The organism is Polaromonas sp. CG_9.5 (assembly GCF_035984465.1).
Lineage (GTDB): Bacteria > Pseudomonadota > Gammaproteobacteria > Burkholderiales > Burkholderiaceae_C > Polaromonas.
Genome location: NZ_JAXCHR010000001.1, coordinates 254,753 through 269,358, shown reverse-complemented (window position 1 = coordinate 269,358; position 14,606 = coordinate 254,753). Strand labels below are relative to the sequence as shown.

At 58.8% G+C, this 14,606-nt stretch carries 15 protein-coding genes; all 15 read left to right on the top strand.

Annotation, left to right across the window (positions count from 1 at the left end; translation table 11 throughout):
• Nucleotides 1–25 precede the first annotated feature (25 nt).
• On the top strand, nt 26–1,270 hold the full coding sequence (gene fabF / locus RCH06_RS01255) for a beta-ketoacyl-ACP synthase II (protein ID WP_327079610.1): 1,245 nt from the start codon (nt 26–28) through the stop codon (nt 1,268–1,270).
• A 47-nt stretch (nt 1,271–1,317) separates the two neighbouring features.
• The gene (locus tag RCH06_RS01250; protein WP_327079609.1) at nt 1,318–1,929 is read left to right on the top strand and encodes a hypothetical protein; all 612 of its coding nucleotides are present in this window, start codon (nt 1,318–1,320) and stop codon (nt 1,927–1,929) included.
• Complete coding sequence (gene rpoE / locus RCH06_RS01245) at nt 1,926–2,561, top strand: RNA polymerase sigma factor RpoE (protein WP_327079608.1); 636 nt, start codon at nt 1,926–1,928, stop codon at nt 2,559–2,561. Before RCH06_RS01250 ends, rpoE begins: the two co-directional genes overlap by 4 nt.
• Nucleotides 2,562–2,622: 61 nt before the next feature.
• A complete protein-coding gene (locus RCH06_RS01240; protein ID WP_327079607.1) occupies nt 2,623–3,264 on the top strand; it encodes a sigma-E factor negative regulatory protein in 642 nt (213 codons plus the stop codon).
• Nucleotides 3,265–3,343: 79 nt separating this feature from the next.
• Nucleotides 3,344–4,324 (top strand): MucB/RseB C-terminal domain-containing protein, encoded by a 981-nt coding sequence (locus RCH06_RS01235; protein WP_327079606.1) that lies wholly within the window; start codon nt 3,344–3,346, stop codon nt 4,322–4,324.
• 117 nt (nt 4,325–4,441) lie between these two features.
• Nucleotides 4,442–5,899, top strand: a complete 1,458-nt coding sequence (locus RCH06_RS01230; protein WP_327079605.1) for a DegQ family serine endoprotease — start codon at nt 4,442–4,444, stop codon at nt 5,897–5,899.
• Nucleotides 5,900–6,283: 384 nt separating this feature from the next.
• Nucleotides 6,284–8,095 (top strand): translation elongation factor 4, encoded by a 1,812-nt coding sequence (gene lepA / locus RCH06_RS01225; protein ID WP_327079604.1) that lies wholly within the window; start codon nt 6,284–6,286, stop codon nt 8,093–8,095.
• An 11-nt stretch (nt 8,096–8,106) separates the two neighbouring features.
• Entirely contained in the window at nt 8,107–9,072 is a 966-nt protein-coding gene (lepB, locus tag RCH06_RS01220) for a signal peptidase I (protein ID WP_327079603.1), read from the top strand.
• 71 nt (nt 9,073–9,143) lie between these two features.
• On the top strand, nt 9,144–9,485 hold the full coding sequence (locus tag RCH06_RS01215) for a DUF4845 domain-containing protein (protein WP_327079602.1): 342 nt from the start codon (nt 9,144–9,146) through the stop codon (nt 9,483–9,485).
• Nucleotides 9,486–10,193: a ribonuclease III gene (rnc, locus tag RCH06_RS01210; RefSeq protein WP_327079601.1), complete on the top strand. Its 708-nt coding sequence runs from the start codon at nt 9,486–9,488 to the stop codon at nt 10,191–10,193. It begins immediately after the preceding gene.
• A 176-nt stretch (nt 10,194–10,369) separates the two neighbouring features.
• Nucleotides 10,370–11,329 carry a GTPase Era gene (era, locus tag RCH06_RS01205; RefSeq protein ID WP_327079663.1) on the top strand — a complete coding sequence of 320 codons (960 nt, stop codon included), beginning with the start codon at nt 10,370–10,372 and terminating at the stop codon, nt 11,327–11,329.
• A 134-nt stretch (nt 11,330–11,463) separates the two neighbouring features.
• On the top strand, nt 11,464–12,213 hold the full coding sequence (gene recO, locus RCH06_RS01200; RefSeq protein WP_327079600.1) for a DNA repair protein RecO: 750 nt from the start codon (nt 11,464–11,466) through the stop codon (nt 12,211–12,213).
• 14 nt (nt 12,214–12,227) lie between these two features.
• Nucleotides 12,228–13,058 (top strand): pyridoxine 5'-phosphate synthase, encoded by an 831-nt coding sequence (locus RCH06_RS01195; protein WP_327079599.1) that lies wholly within the window; start codon nt 12,228–12,230, stop codon nt 13,056–13,058.
• A gap of 10 nt (nt 13,059–13,068) precedes the next feature.
• On the top strand, nt 13,069–13,467 hold the full coding sequence (gene acpS / locus RCH06_RS01190) for a holo-ACP synthase (protein WP_327079662.1): 399 nt from the start codon (nt 13,069–13,071) through the stop codon (nt 13,465–13,467).
• 58 nt (nt 13,468–13,525) lie between these two features.
• On the top strand, nt 13,526–14,584 hold the full coding sequence (nagZ, locus tag RCH06_RS01185; protein WP_327079598.1) for a beta-N-acetylhexosaminidase: 1,059 nt from the start codon (nt 13,526–13,528) through the stop codon (nt 14,582–14,584).
• Nucleotides 14,585–14,606: the final 22 nt, after the last annotated feature.

The window sequence follows — 14,606 nt, the reverse complement described above, 5'->3', positions numbered from 1 at the left end:
TTTCAGGTTTTTCCAGGAATACTGAATGAGCCGTCGTCGTGTCGTCGTGACAGGTCTGGGATGTGTCAGCCCGGTAGGAAATACCGTGGCAGATTCCTGGTCCAGTGTGCTTGCCGGAACCCCCGGCATTGACTTGATCACCCATTTTGATGCAAGCAGTCTATCTTGCAGGTTTGCAGGCGAAGTCAAGGGATTCAACATCGCGGATTACATCCCCGAAAAAGAAGCCCGGCACATGGATCGCTTCATTCACCTGGGTTTGGCTGCAGCCTGCCAGGCGGTCGCTGACAGCGGTTTGCCTACTGGCGAGGCGCTGGGCGATGAGTTGGCAACGCGGATCGGCTGCAATATCGGCTCAGGCATTGGCGGCTTGCCGCTGATCGAGCGTATGCACGGTGAGCTGGTAGAGCGCGGCCCGCGTCGCATTTCCCCATTTTTTGTGCCGGCGACCATCATCAACATGATCTCCGGCCATGTCTCCATCAAATTCGGTTTCAAGGGCCCCAATATAGCGGTCGTGACAGCCTGCACCACCGGTCTTCATGCCATTGGCCTGTCGGCTCGCATGATTGAATACGGTGATTGCGATGTCATGGTGGCGGGCGGCTCTGAAGCCACTGTGTCGGCATTGGGTGTGGGCGGCTTTGCGGCGGCCCGTGCCCTTTCGACCCGCAATGAAGACCCCAAGACCGCATCACGTCCCTGGGACAAAGACCGTGACGGCTTTGTGTTGGGCGAGGGCGCAGGGGTCTTGGTGCTCGAAGAGTATGAACATGCCAAGGCGCGTGGTGCCAAGATTTATGCCGAAGTTCTCGGCTTCGGCATGACCGGTGATGCTTTTCACATGACGACGCCCGATGTGGACGGCCCGCGTCGTTCCATGGCGATGGCCTTGAAAAATGCCGGCGTCAATGTCGACCAGGTTGACTACCTCAATGCCCACGGCACTTCAACGCCCCTGGGTGATTTGAACGAAACCAACGCCATCAAGGCCGCCTTTGGCGACCATGCTAAAAAAATGGTGGTCAGCTCAACCAAATCCATGACGGGCCACTTGCTGGGCGGCGCTGGTGGTATTGAATCGGTGTTTTCGGTGCTGGCCTTGCACCACCAGAAAATCCCACCCACCATCAACATCTTCAATCAGGATCCCGAGTGCGATCTGGACTACTGCGCCAACACGGCGCGTGATGCCCGCCTCGACATCGTGGTGAAGAATAATTTTGGCTTTGGCGGCACCAACGGCACGCTGGTGTTCAAGCGCGTCTGACAGGGCTTGATTTTCCTGCTCCGGCGCATGTCAAAGCGCTCACTGCCTTGAACCGCCACAACGCTCCGCCGGTCGTTTATCCGCTTGGGCGCTCTCATTTGCTGGGCGCTTTGTTGCTGGGCTTGTGGATGGCCGGGGTCGGCGCGGTGTGGCTGTGGTGGTACGCCACACGCCAGCAGGATTGGCGAATGGTGCTGGCCATCGTTACCATGCTGCTTGCAGGCGCTGCGGCGCGAACCAGCTGGATTCGACTTCCCGCCGGTCAACTGGCGTGGGACGGGGACGTTTGGCGCTGGGAAAGTGCTGGCTACCAGGCTGGCATCGCTGAGCATGAAGTGTCAGTGATTGCCGATTTTCAGCGCAGTCTGTTGCTGCGGCTCGAAAATCAGGCGCATGCCAGCATGTGGTTGTGGCTGGAAAAAAGCGCCATGCCTGAGCGCTGGCTGGATTTACGCAGGGCGGTGTATTCGCCGCATAAAAACCCTTCTGCTCGGTTGCCAGACGACGCTGCCTCTTCTGCCCGGTTGCCAGACGACGCTGCCTCTTCTGCCCGGTTGCCAGACGACGCTGCCTCTTCTGCGCTTTCACCATTGCCTTCTTCAATGGCGGCCGCATCAATGACACAGTCGCCTGTCAATATTTCGCGAGCAAATCCATGAGCGCCGACCTGCCACCGGCTGCTGCCGAAAAGGCCGTCGACAGCGACGCCTTGCTGGTTGAACGCACCGTTGCCGGCGACCAGAAAGCGTTTGAATTGCTGGTCATCAAATACCAGCGGCGCATTCAGCGCCTGATAGGGCGCATGGTTCGGGATGTGGATTTGGTAGAGGACATTTCCCAGGAAACTTTTATCCGGGCTTACCGCGCCCTGGCCCAGTTCAGGGGCGAGGCCCAGTTCTACACCTGGCTCTACCGGATTGCGATCAATACCGCCAAAAAAGCCTTGATGGATCTCAAGCGCAATCCGACGGTTTCTGAAAATGCCTACAAATCTGATGACGATGATGAAACTTCCCGCGTTGAAAACGAACTAACCAGCTCAGAAACGCCTGAAGCGGTGCTGGCCAGCAAGGAAATTGCAGAAATCATCAACACCGCCATGCAAGCCCTGCCGGAGGAGTTGCGCGAAGCGATCACCTTGCGGGAAATAGAAGGATTGAGCTACGAGGAGATATCGGAAGCCATGAATTGCCCCATTGGTACAGTGCGGTCTCGAATTTTCAGGGCGCGTGAAGCGATTTCTGCAAAAGTGAAACCGCTGCTTGAAAACCAGACGGGCAAGCGTTGGTAACTTCTATCCGTCTCTGCATCCAGTGACTACAAAATCGGCAGACCCGCTGCCCATAAAACCCATGAAACCCTCCGTAACCACCAGCGAACTCCTGTCTGCATTGGCAGACGGTGAATTGGGCGACGAAGAGTTGTCGGCCGCACTTGATGCGTGCGCCCGAGACGATACTTCACTGGACTGCTGGAATACCTATCACTTGATCGGCGATGTGTTGCGTGCGCCAGCGCAGACGTTGGTTCCGATGGCGGCCGATCCTGATCTGGATTTTGTCCGGCGGCTTCACAACCGGCTGGCGCAGGAATCCATTGCCGGCGTGGCACCGAATCCGGTAGAGGTGGTGACCGCCGTACCGGCACAACCCTTGGCCGAGGTGGTCCATCACCGGGGTGCGGCATCCAATGACAGCAGTTTTCGCTGGAAACTGGTGGCCGGTGTGGCTTCTCTGGCGGCGGTGTCTGCGATGGCATGGAATGCTTCCGTGTTTCTGGCTCCTTCGGCCTTGCCTCAGCTGGCGCAAGGCGCTGCCCCGCAAATCGTGCTCACCTCGGCGCAAGGCCCGATGGTCCGCGACGCCCGGCTGGACGAGTTGCTGGCCGCCCACCGGCAGTTCGGTGTTGCGTCGGCGCTGCAGGAATCGTCGGGATTTTTGAGAAATGCCGCTTTTGAGTTGCCGCAGCATGCACAGGCTGTTGGCGGGCGTTGAGGTGCGCAGAAAGTCTTCTTTAACCATGATTTTTAAGCCTTTCAGGCCGCTTGTGCTTGCCCTGTGTGCGCTGACAGCTATGAATTATGTAGCGGCGCAAGTGCCAGCGACGCCTGTGGTGACGGCACCCGAAGCCGATTCCCGAAGCCTGAATGGCTGGTTGATGCGAATGCATGAAGCCTCGACCAACCAGTCCTATATAGGAACCTTTGTTGTATCCGCTGGCGGCAACATGTCCAGCGCCAAGATATGGCACATGTGCGAAGGCAAGCAGCAGGTAGAGCGGGTTGAAATCCTGACGGGCGCGCCGCGCTCTATCTTCCGCAACAACAACCAGGTGATGACTTTCCTGCCCAATCACAAAGTGGCGCGCAGCGAAAAACGTGAGTCCTTGGGTTTGTTCTCTGAATTGTTCAAATCGGCTGACAGCCGGGTTGCTGATTTTTATAAATTTCGGCAAGAAGGCATTGAGCGTGTGGCTGGCGTGGATGCCGACATCGTGACGCTGGTGCCCAGGGACAACCTGCGCTTTGGGTATCGTGTCTGGACCGAGCGCAAGAACGGCCTGGTGGTGAAGCTGCAAACGCTGGACGCTGATGGCCGCGTACTGGAGCAAGCTGCATTTTCAGAACTCCAGCTGGATGCACCCGTCAAAACCGACAAAATTCTCCAGATGATGGGCCGCACCGACGGTTACCGCGTCGAAAAGCCGGTGCTGGTCAAAACAAGCGCGAGTGCCGAGGGCTGGGAGTTGAAGACGCCTGTGGCCGGTTTCAATCCCATGAGTTGCTACCGGCGGCCCGTTTCAGCCACATTACCGACTGCCAGCACCGCACCTGGCGAAGGACAGCTGCAATGGATTTTTTCGGATGGCCTGGCATCGGTTTCCATTTTTGTAGAGCCTCTTGACCGGCAGCGCCATATCCGCGAATCCAGCCTTTCGCTGGGCGCTACCCAGACCATGACCAAACAGCTCGATCCGTACTGGATCACCCTGGTGGGTGAAGTTCCTCTTGCCACCTTGAAACTTTTTGCCAGCGGACTGGAACGAAAAAAGTAAAAATCGGGCTGTTTGGCCCAAGAAACAAATTTTTGTTTTCTACGTGAATTCGCCGCTTTTGACTCCTTTACGACACGCCGGTTTGCTTGCCCACTACTCTTTATGACAAGGCTGAAGATGCTTGAATTGAACCTGAAATCCCTGCGCCCTTACCTGGCCGCAAGCCTGATGGCCGTCGCAGCCACCGCCGCCGTTATGCCTGTAACGCCGGTGTGGGCGCAAACACGCACCTTGCCTGACTTCACCGATCTGGTGGATCAGGTGGGGCCGTCGGTTGTCAACATCCGGACACTGGAAAAAACCAGGGCCTCGGCCGCCGGGAATGTGGATGAGCAAATGCTGGAGTTCTTCAAGCGTTTCGGCATTCCCGTGCCGCCCAACATGCCGCGTGCGCCCCGTCCGGACTCAGGTCAGCCCGACGAAGAGATACCGCGTGGCGTGGGGTCCGGGTTTATCTTGACGGCGGACGGCTTTGTCATGACCAATGCCCATGTGGTCGAAGGTGCGGATGAAGTCATCGTCACACTGACCGACAAGCGCGAGTTCAAGGCCAAAATCATGGGCGCTGACAAACGCAGTGATGTGGCGGTGGTCAAGATCGACGCGACGGGCCTGCCCGCCGTCAAAATTGGTGACATCAGCCGGTTGCGGGTGGGCGAATGGGTCATGGCCATCGGGTCACCGTTCGGACTTGAAAATACCGTGACGGCAGGCATTGTCAGTGCCAAGCAGCGCGACACCGGCGACTATCTGCCCTTCATCCAGACCGATGTGGCTATCAATCCCGGCAATTCCGGCGGGCCTTTAATCAACATGCGTGGCGAAGTCGTTGGCATCAACAGCCAGATTTATTCACGTTCGGGGGGCTTTCAGGGTATTTCCTTTGCGATTCCGATTGACGAGGCGATACGCGTGTCAGAGCAGTTGCGCATCAGCGGAAAAGTAACGCGCGGCCGTATTGGCGTGCAAATCGACCAGGTCAGCAAGGACGTGGCCGAGGCCATTGGCTTGGGTAGAAGCCAGGGCGCACTGGTCAGAGGCGTGGAAAGCGGTGGGCCTGCTGAAAAAGCGGGCATAGAAGCCGGTGACATCATCGTCAAGTTCGATGGCCGGGCGATTGAAAAGTCGAGCGACCTTCCGCGCATCGTCGGCAATGTCAAGCCAGGCACCAAGTCAACGGTGACGGTATTCCGGCGTGGCGCTACCAAGGATTTGTCGGTCACGATCGCCCAAGTGGAAGCCGACAAGCCTGCCCGTCCCGCTGCCAAGTCAGGTGCCAAGCCCCCGGTGGCGGGGCCGGCACAGGCGATTGGCCTGTCGGTCAGTGAAATAACCGATGCACAGAAGAAAGAACTGGATATCAAGGGCGGCGTCAAGGTGGATGCGGTTGAAGGGGCGGCTGCCCGTGCCGGACTGCGCGAAGGCGACGTGATTGTGTCCATCGCCAACACGGAAGTCGCAGGGCTCAAGAGTTTCGAGGCGGCGCTGGCGAAAATCGACAAGACCAAGAACATGACGGTGCTGGTGCGGCGCGGCGACTTGGCCCAGTTTTTGATCCTCAAGCCGGCACGTTAAGGGCCGGCTTGGCGCCAGGAAATGGGGAGTGGGGTGAGGCTGGGTAGAATGCAGCAGCATTTCAGCGATGTTTTTGTTGATCGCTGCCCAAGCCTTCTTAAGTTCAGCGTGAAAGCCCAGGCATGGATCGCGAAGTATCAAGCCCTCTAAAACAGCAAAAATCTTGTGCCACAAGGTGCCCTGTGTCAGTGCCTGACATCAACAAGTTGCCGATTTCCGGGCTGTTTATTGCAGGCTTTCCACCTGCAATGGGATTCCAGCTTTCGCAGTTGCCATAGAGGGTTGGTTCAGGGCGCGTCACTGCCAGACGCGCCTTTTTTTATGTTCTTCTGTGATGGTCTGTCTTTTTTTTCAATATATTCAAGTAGCTAGGCGTTTTTCTTGATGAATCACATCCGAAATTTTTCGATCATTGCGCATATTGATCACGGTAAATCCACCTTGGCGGATCGGCTTATCCAGCGTTGCGGCGGCCTGCAGGATCGCGAAATGAGTGCGCAGGTGCTCGATTCGATGGATATCGAAAAAGAGCGTGGCATCACCATCAAGGCGCAAACCGCTGCGCTCAAGTACAAGGCGCTTGATGGCCAGATCTATAACCTTAACCTGATCGACACCCCGGGCCACGTTGACTTCTCTTACGAAGTCAGCCGCTCCCTGTCGGCTTGCGAAGGCGCGCTGCTGGTCGTCGACGCCAGCCAGGGCGTTGAGGCGCAGACCGTGGCCAACTGCTACACAGCGCTTGATCTGGGCGTGACCGTGGTGCCGGTGCTCAACAAGATGGATTTGCCGCAGGCCGACCCCGACAACGCCCGGCAGGAAATCGAAGAAGTCATCGGCATTGATGCCACCGATGCGATTCCCTGCAGCGCCAAGAGCGGCATGGGCATTGACGAGATTCTGGAGGCCGTGGTGGCCCGCATCCCGCCGCCCAAAGGCAATCCGGCCGCGGCCCTGCGCGCCATGATTATTGACAGCTGGTATGACGCCTATGTGGGCGTGGTCATGCTGGTGCGTGTGGTCGATGGCCGACTCGCCAAAGGCGACCGCATCAAGCTCATGGCCAGCGAAGCCACCTATAACGCCGAGCAGCTGGGCGTTTTCACGCCCCACACCGAACCGCGCCCGGCCTTAGAAGCCGGCGAAGTCGGTTTTGTGATTGCCGGCATCAAGGAACTCCAGGCAGCCCGCGTGGGCGACACCATCACCCTGATCAAGGGCGGCACTGGCGGCGCGGCTTTTACGGCAACCGAAGCCCTGCCGGGCTTCAAGGAAATCCAGCCGCAGGTGTTTGCCGGACTTTATCCGTCAGAAGCCAGCGAGTACGAGTCGCTGCGCGATGCACTGGAAAAGCTCAAGCTCAACGACGCGTCGTTGCATTACGAGCCGGAAGTCAGTGAAGCGCTGGGGTTTGGCTTTCGCTGCGGCTTTCTGGGCCTGCTGCACATGGAAATTGTGCAGGAACGGCTGGAGCGCGAGTTTGACCAGGACCTGATTACCACCGCGCCCAGCGTGGTGTATGAGGTGCTCAAGGTCGATGGCGAGCTCATTAAGGTCGAAAATCCGTCGAAAATTCCAGACGGCGGCCGCGTGACCGAGATCCGCGAGCCCATCGTCACTGTGCATCTGTACATGCCGCAAGACTATGTCGGCGCGGTCATGACGCTGGCCAACCAGAAACGCGGCGTGCAATTGAACATGGCTTATCACGGCAAGCAGGTCATGCTGACCTACGAAATGCCGCTGGGCGAGATTGTCCTGGACTTTTTTGACAAGCTCAAATCGGTGTCGCGCGGCTATGCGTCAATGGACTATGAGTTCAAGGAGTTCCGTGCCTCTGACGTGGTGAAGGTCGATATCTTGCTCAACGGCGACAAGGTCGATGCGTTGTCGATCATTGTTCACCGCAGCCAGTCGGCGTATCGCGGGCGGGCCGTGGTGGCCAAAATGCGCGAGATTATTTCGCGCCAGCAGTTCGATGTCGCCATTCAGGCGGCCATCGGGGCCAACATTATTGCGCGCGAAACCATCAAGGCATTGCGTAAAAACGTGATTGCCAAGTGTTATGGCGGCGACATTTCCCGTAAAAAGAAGCTTCTTGAAAAGCAGAAAGCAGGCAAGAAGCGCATGAAACAAATCGGTTCGGTCGAGGTGCCGCAAGAGGCATTCCTGGCTATCTTGCAGGTAGAAGACTGATGCGCGGCGTCATGAGTTCCATCACGGCGCTGGTGCTGGCCGGGTTTGTCGGCTATGGCGCTGCCTGGTACTTCGGCATGGTCGAGGGCAACTTTTCTGTCCTGCTGTTTCTGGCTGCCGTGGTGACGGGCATTTACTGGGTGGCTGAACAACTCTACTTTTTGCCGCAACGCCGTAAGGCAGTGGTTGCGCTTGAAGCCAATGCCGCCAAACGCCATGCTGAACTGGCCAAAATGGGCATCAACCAGGTGGATGACAACACCACTGAAGCCAAAAGCCGGCTCATCATGCAGCCTTGGTGGCTGGACTGGACGGCGGGATTGTTCCCGGTCATCATCATCGTTTTTTTGCTGCGCTCTTTCCTGTTTGAGCCTTTCAAGATTCCATCGGGCTCCATGATTCCGACGTTGCTGGTCAATGACTTGATTCTGGTCAACAAATTTCACTACGGCGTGCGTCTGCCGGTCATCAACCTCAAGGTACTCGACAACCACAGCCCCGAACGCGGCGACGTGATGGTGTTCCGTTACCCGCCCAAGCCCAGCCTGGACTACATCAAGCGGGTCGTCGGCATCCCGGGTGATGAGGTGGCTTACCTGAACAAAAAACTCACCATCAATGGCAAGCCTTTGCCAAAGACGCCGCTGCCCGAGTTTTTTGATGTGGATTCGATGCGCTATGCCAAGCAGTTTGAAGAGACCAACGGTGACAAAACTTATCGCTTGCTCAATGACGACGATCGGCCGTCGTTTATCGCCGGTGCCGACAACTTCAAGTTCAGGGAAAACTGCCGCTACAGCACCGAAGGGGTCGTCTGCAAAGTGCCAGCCGGGCACTACTTCATGATGGGTGACAACCGGGACAATTCGCTGGATTCGCGTTACTGGGGTTTTGTGCCAGAGGCAAACATCGTTGGCAAGGCATTTTTTGTCTGGATGAATTTCGGTAACCTCAAGCGCATTGGCAGTTTCCAGTAATCAGGGCCAAGGCGGCATTGCACTCTTGAGGTCGCCGTCCTTTCGTACATTTTCAGCCGGAGCAAACACATATGAAACATCAGCAACGTGGTATTTCCTTTATTGGTATTTTGTTTGTCGGCGCGGTGCTGGCATTCGTCGGCATCGTGGCCGCCCAGGTGCTTCCCACACTGATGGAGTTCCAGGCCATTACCAAGGCCGCCACCAAAGCGGCGACGGGCAATACCGTGGCGGAAGTCCGGTCTATTTTCGACAAAGCCGGGCAGATTGACGACATTCATTCCATTTCCGGCAAAGACCTTGATGTGAGCAAAGAGGGCGACAAGACCGTGGTGGCTTTTGCCTACACCCGTGAAGTTCATCTGGCCGGCCCGGCCTTCTTGCTGCTCAAGTACAACGGCCGATCCAAATAAGTGCGTCCGACTCCAGCTCCCACTTCCAGCCCGGCTTTGCAGGCGTTGCAAAAGCGCCTGCAGCATGAGTTTGCCAACCCTAAACTGCTTGTCCAGGCGCTGACGCACCGCAGCTTTTCGGCAGATCACTATGAGCGCATTGAGTTTCTCGGGGATTCGGTTCTCAATCTGGCCGTGGCCGGCTTGCTTTACGAGCGCTTGAAAGACTTGCCCGAAGGCGATTTGTCTCGGGCCCGTGCCAACCTCGTCAAGGAAGACACCCTGCACAAGCTGGCCGTGGTGTTGGGTCTGCCCGACCTGCTGCGCCTCGGCGAGGGCGAAGCCCGGTCTGGCGGCAAGAACCGGCCGTCCATGCTGGCCGATGCACTTGAAGCCGTGATCGGCGCGGTGTATCTGGATGCCGGTTATGACAAGGCCGACCAGCTGGTGCGCCGGCTGTTCAAGGATGTCGAAGTGAATCCGAAAATGAAGGCCATCGGCAAAGACCCGAAAACCGAATTGCAGGAATGGCTGCAAGGCCGCAAAATGCACCTTCCTTTGTACCGGGTGGTCGGCACCACAGGCGCCGCCCACATGCAGACCTTCGAGGTGGAATGTGCCATCACCGAATATGGCCGCGCTGAGCGTGGCACGGGCGTATCGCGCCGAGCCGGCGAGCAGGCCGCCGCAACAGCCATGCTGGCGTTCGTCAAGACCCTGGCTTCCTGAGTCATTACGGCAACTGCCCGAGCAGGCTGCTACCCAAAAAGATTGAATTGAATATGAGTACCGACAACCACGAATCCACCCCGCCCGCCAACGCCTCGCCCGAGGCTGCGGCTGCGGCCACGCCAGCATTTCCCGCCTCCCCGGAGCCAGCCCAGAGCCAGGACGCGATCAGCGCGATGCTGGCCCAGGCCTCGGCTTTTCGCGGAGCGGCGGTATCTGCAGAGGGCAGCAGTGCCTCCACTATTCCGCCCGTGGGCGAGCAGCGTTGCGGTCTGATTGCGATTGTCGGCAAGCCCAACGTCGGCAAATCCACCTTGCTCAATGCGCTGGTGGGCCAGAAAGTCAGCATCACCTCGCGCAAGGCGCAGACCACGCGCCACCGAATCACCGGCATGCGCACCCGCTCTGCGACGCAGTTTGTGTTTGTCGATACACCGGGCTTTCAGACCCGGCACGGCAACGCCCTGAACCGTTCGCTGAACCGCACCGTGGTCGGCGCGGTGAACGACGTTGACCTGATTGTTTTTGTCGTGGAAGCCGGCCAGTTCAACCTGGCCGACGCCAAGGTGCTGTCGCTGCTGCCCGAAAAAACACCGGCCATTTTGCTGGCCAACAAGTTTGACCTGATTCACCGCCGCGCTGAAATCGCGCCCTGGCTGCGTTCCATGCAGGAGCGGCACAACTTTGCCGAGTTCGTGCCGATGTCGGCCAACAATGCCAAGGATGTCGAGCGCCTGTTCGGCATTTGCGAAAAATACCTGCCGGTGCAGCCGTGGATGTACGAGGCGGACGCGCTGACCGACCGCAGCGACCGCTTCATGGCCGCCGAGATCATCCGCGAAAAGCTGTTTCGCCTGACCGGCGACGAGCTGCCCTACACCTCGACCGTCATCATCGACAAGTACGAGGAAGAGGGCAATTTGCGCCGGGTAGCGGCCACCATCGTCGTCGAGCGCGACGGCCACAAGGGCATGATCATTGGCGAGAAGGGCGAAAAACTCAAGCGCATCGGCACCGAGGCGCGGCACGAGCTCGAAGCGCTGACCGGCGGCAAGGTGTTCCTGGAAATCTGGGTCAAGGTGCGCTCCGGCTGGGCCGATGACGAAGCGCGGGTCAAGACATTTGGCTATGAGTGATCGAGCGCCCACGCTCCCCGCTGCGCCTGCAGTCTGGCAAAGCCAGTCCTGCGGCCCCTGCTGGGAAAAGCGCAGACTCGCGCTTGCGACCTTTCGCTGAAATGTCATTGACCTGACCTGGCACCTGTTTCACCTTGGCCATTCAACGCATCAGTAACGAGCCCGCCTATGTGCTGCACCGTTACGACTGGAGCGAATCCAGCCTGATCCTGGATGTGTTCACGCGTCACTATGGCCGGGTGGCGCTGGTGGCGCGCGGGGCTAAAAAACCCAGTTCCAGCTTTCGGCCCATCTTGCTGCCCATGCAGCCGCTGCATGTTGCGTTTGGCGGCGATGCGGAAATCCGCAATCTCAAGAGCGCCGAATGGCAGGGCGGCCATGTCATGCCCAGCGGCGACGCGCTGCTGTCGGGGTATTACCTCAATGAACTGCTGATGCGCCTGCTGGCCAGAGACGACCCGCATCCGGTGCTGTTTGACGCTTATGCCGCCACTGTCCAGCTGCTGGCCAGCCAGAACCCCGACACGCTGCAGCTCGCGCTGCGCGCTTTTGAGTTGCGCCTGCTGCGCGATATTGGCCTGCTGCCGTTGCTGGATGTCGAGACCGCGACGCTGGCTGCCGTGCTGCCGCAACAGCACTATGTACTGGTGGCCGAAGCCGGCTTGCGGCTGGCCCATGCCGATGACCGCGTCAGCTTGCCCGGCGAACAGTGGCAGGCATTGCAAGCGTCCTTGACTGAGAAATCCCTGTTTTCCGACACCTTGCGGGCCTGTGTGCCGGCGGCGAATGCGCTCAAATTGCAGTTGCGTAATTTGCTGCACTACCATTGCGGCGTAAGGGTTCTGAAAACCCGGCAAATGATGATGGACCTGCAAGCCCTTTAAAGATTGATTTCGCCATGATTGCTCTATTTCATTCCGACCATCGGTCACACCCCGCGCATCCACCCGGCACGCAAAAGACGGCCCTGTCCGTCAATGTCAACAAGGTGGCGCTGCTTCGCAACACCCGAAATCTTGATATTCCCAGCGTGCTGCGCGCTGCCGAGTTGTGCCTGCAGGCGGGTGCGCAGGGCATCACGGTGCATCCCCGGCCCGACGAGCGCCATATCCGCGCCGACGATGTCTATGAATTGGCGGCGCTGATGAAGGACTGGCCGCATTGTGAATTTAATATTGAAGGCAATCCGCTGCAAAACCTGATGCATTTCGTGCGCGACCTGTCCGCCCGGGGCCTGCCGCTGCACCAGTGCACTTTTGTGCCCGACACCGAAGACCAGTTCACCAGCGACCACGGCTGGAATCTTGCGCACGATGCCGAGCTGCTTCAGCCGCACATCGACTACGCGCATGCGCGCGGCGTGCGCGTCAGCCTGTTCATGGACCCGGTTCCGGAAGCCATGGAAGCTGCCAAAGCCGTCGGCGCTGACCGGGTCGAGCTGTACACCGAAAGTTATGCGCGGGCTTGGTCCGGCGCTGAAAAAAACAAGGTATTAAGCCAGTTTGCGCAGACTGCACGGGCGGCAGTAGCTATTAATTTAGGAGTGAATGCCGGCCACGACCTGAACCGCGACAACCTGGCCGAATTCCTGCGCGCCGTGCCCGGTGTGCTGGAAGTGTCCATCGGCCATGCGCTGGTGGCCGACGCACTGGAACTGGGTTACGACGCCACGGTGAAAGGCTATCTGAACTGCATCAATGAGGCGTTTGCGCCGGCCACTACCGTTTGACGCTGGCCTGATGATTTACGGCATCGGCACCGACATCTGCGACATCCGCCGCATCCGCGCCAGCCTTGAGCGGCACGGCGAGCGCTTTGCGCAAAGAATCTTGAGCGACGGCGAACTGGCCACGTGGACAGAGCGCAGCGCCCGCTGGCCAGACCGGGGCGTCAGTTACCTGGCTACCCGCTTTTCTGCCAAGGAAGCGTTCAGCAAAGCCATCGGTTTGGGCATGCGCATGCCCATGACTTGGCGAAACTGCGAGATCACCAAAGTGTCCAGCGGCAAGCCCGAGATCGTGCTGCACGGCGCGCTGAAAGACTGGTTTGACGCGCGCCAACTATCCGCCCACGTCAGCGTGACCGACGAAACCGACTACGCCGCCAGTTTTTGCGTTGTAGAGAAAAAAGCCCCCTAGCGCATGCTGCTCGTGCGCAAGCAGCTATTTATTTCATAGTGACTTCAAGAATAACCCCATGACCCAGCACGCCCCTCTCATCATCGACATCGCCGGTCTCAAACTCAGCAAGGACGACCGCCGCCGCCTCAAGCATCCGCTGACCGGCGGCATCATCCTGTTCGCCCGCAACTGGAAAGACCGCCAGCAACTCGGCAAGCTGTGCGCCGAGATCAAGGCCCTGCGCGACGACCTGCTGATCTGCGTCGATCACGAAGGCGGCCGGGTGCAGCGTTTTCGCACCGACGGCCTGACGCATCTGCCGCCCATGCGCGCTTTGGGCGCGCAATGGACCCGCGACCAGCTGGCCGCGACCAACGCAGCCACCGCCTGCGGTTATGTGCTGGGGGCCGAGTTGCGCGCCTGCGGCGTTGATTTCAGTTTCACGCCGGTGCTCGACCTCGATTTTGGCGAAAGCAGCGTGATTGGCGACCGCGCTTTTGGCCGCGACCCGCGCGTGGTCAGCCTGCTGGCCAAAAGCCTGATGCACGGCCTGCTGCAAAGCGGCATGGCCAACTGCGGCAAACATTTCCCCGGCCACGGCTTCGTCAAGGCCGACTCGCACACCGACATTCCGGTGGACACGCGCACGCTCAAAGCCATTTTGAAAGACGACGCCGCGCCCTATGAATGGCTCAACACCACGCTGTCCAGCGTGATGCCGGCGCATGTGATCTACCCCAAAGTCGATGCCCGGCCCGCCGGTTTTTCGAGCAAATGGCTGAACTTCATCCTGCGCAGCCAGCTCGGTTTTGGCGGCGCGATTTTCAGCGACGACCTGAGCATGGCCGGTGCCCGCTTGCTTGACGGCGTCGAAGTCAGCTACACGCAGGCCGCCGTCGCCGCGCTGAACGCTGGCTGCGACATGGTGCTGCTGTGCAACCAGTCGGTGGGGCAGGGCAAGCCGGTCGATGAACTGCTGGACGGCATGGCCGAAGCGCTGCTCAAGGGCGAGTGGGACGCCCAGGAAGCCAGCGAATTACGCCGCCTGGCGCTGCTGCCCACCACGCCGGCCCATGAATGGGACGAGCTGATGGTGTTGCCCGCCTACATGCACGCGCTGGGGTTGATTCCCTGATGGTTTGCTGACCTGGCAGTCG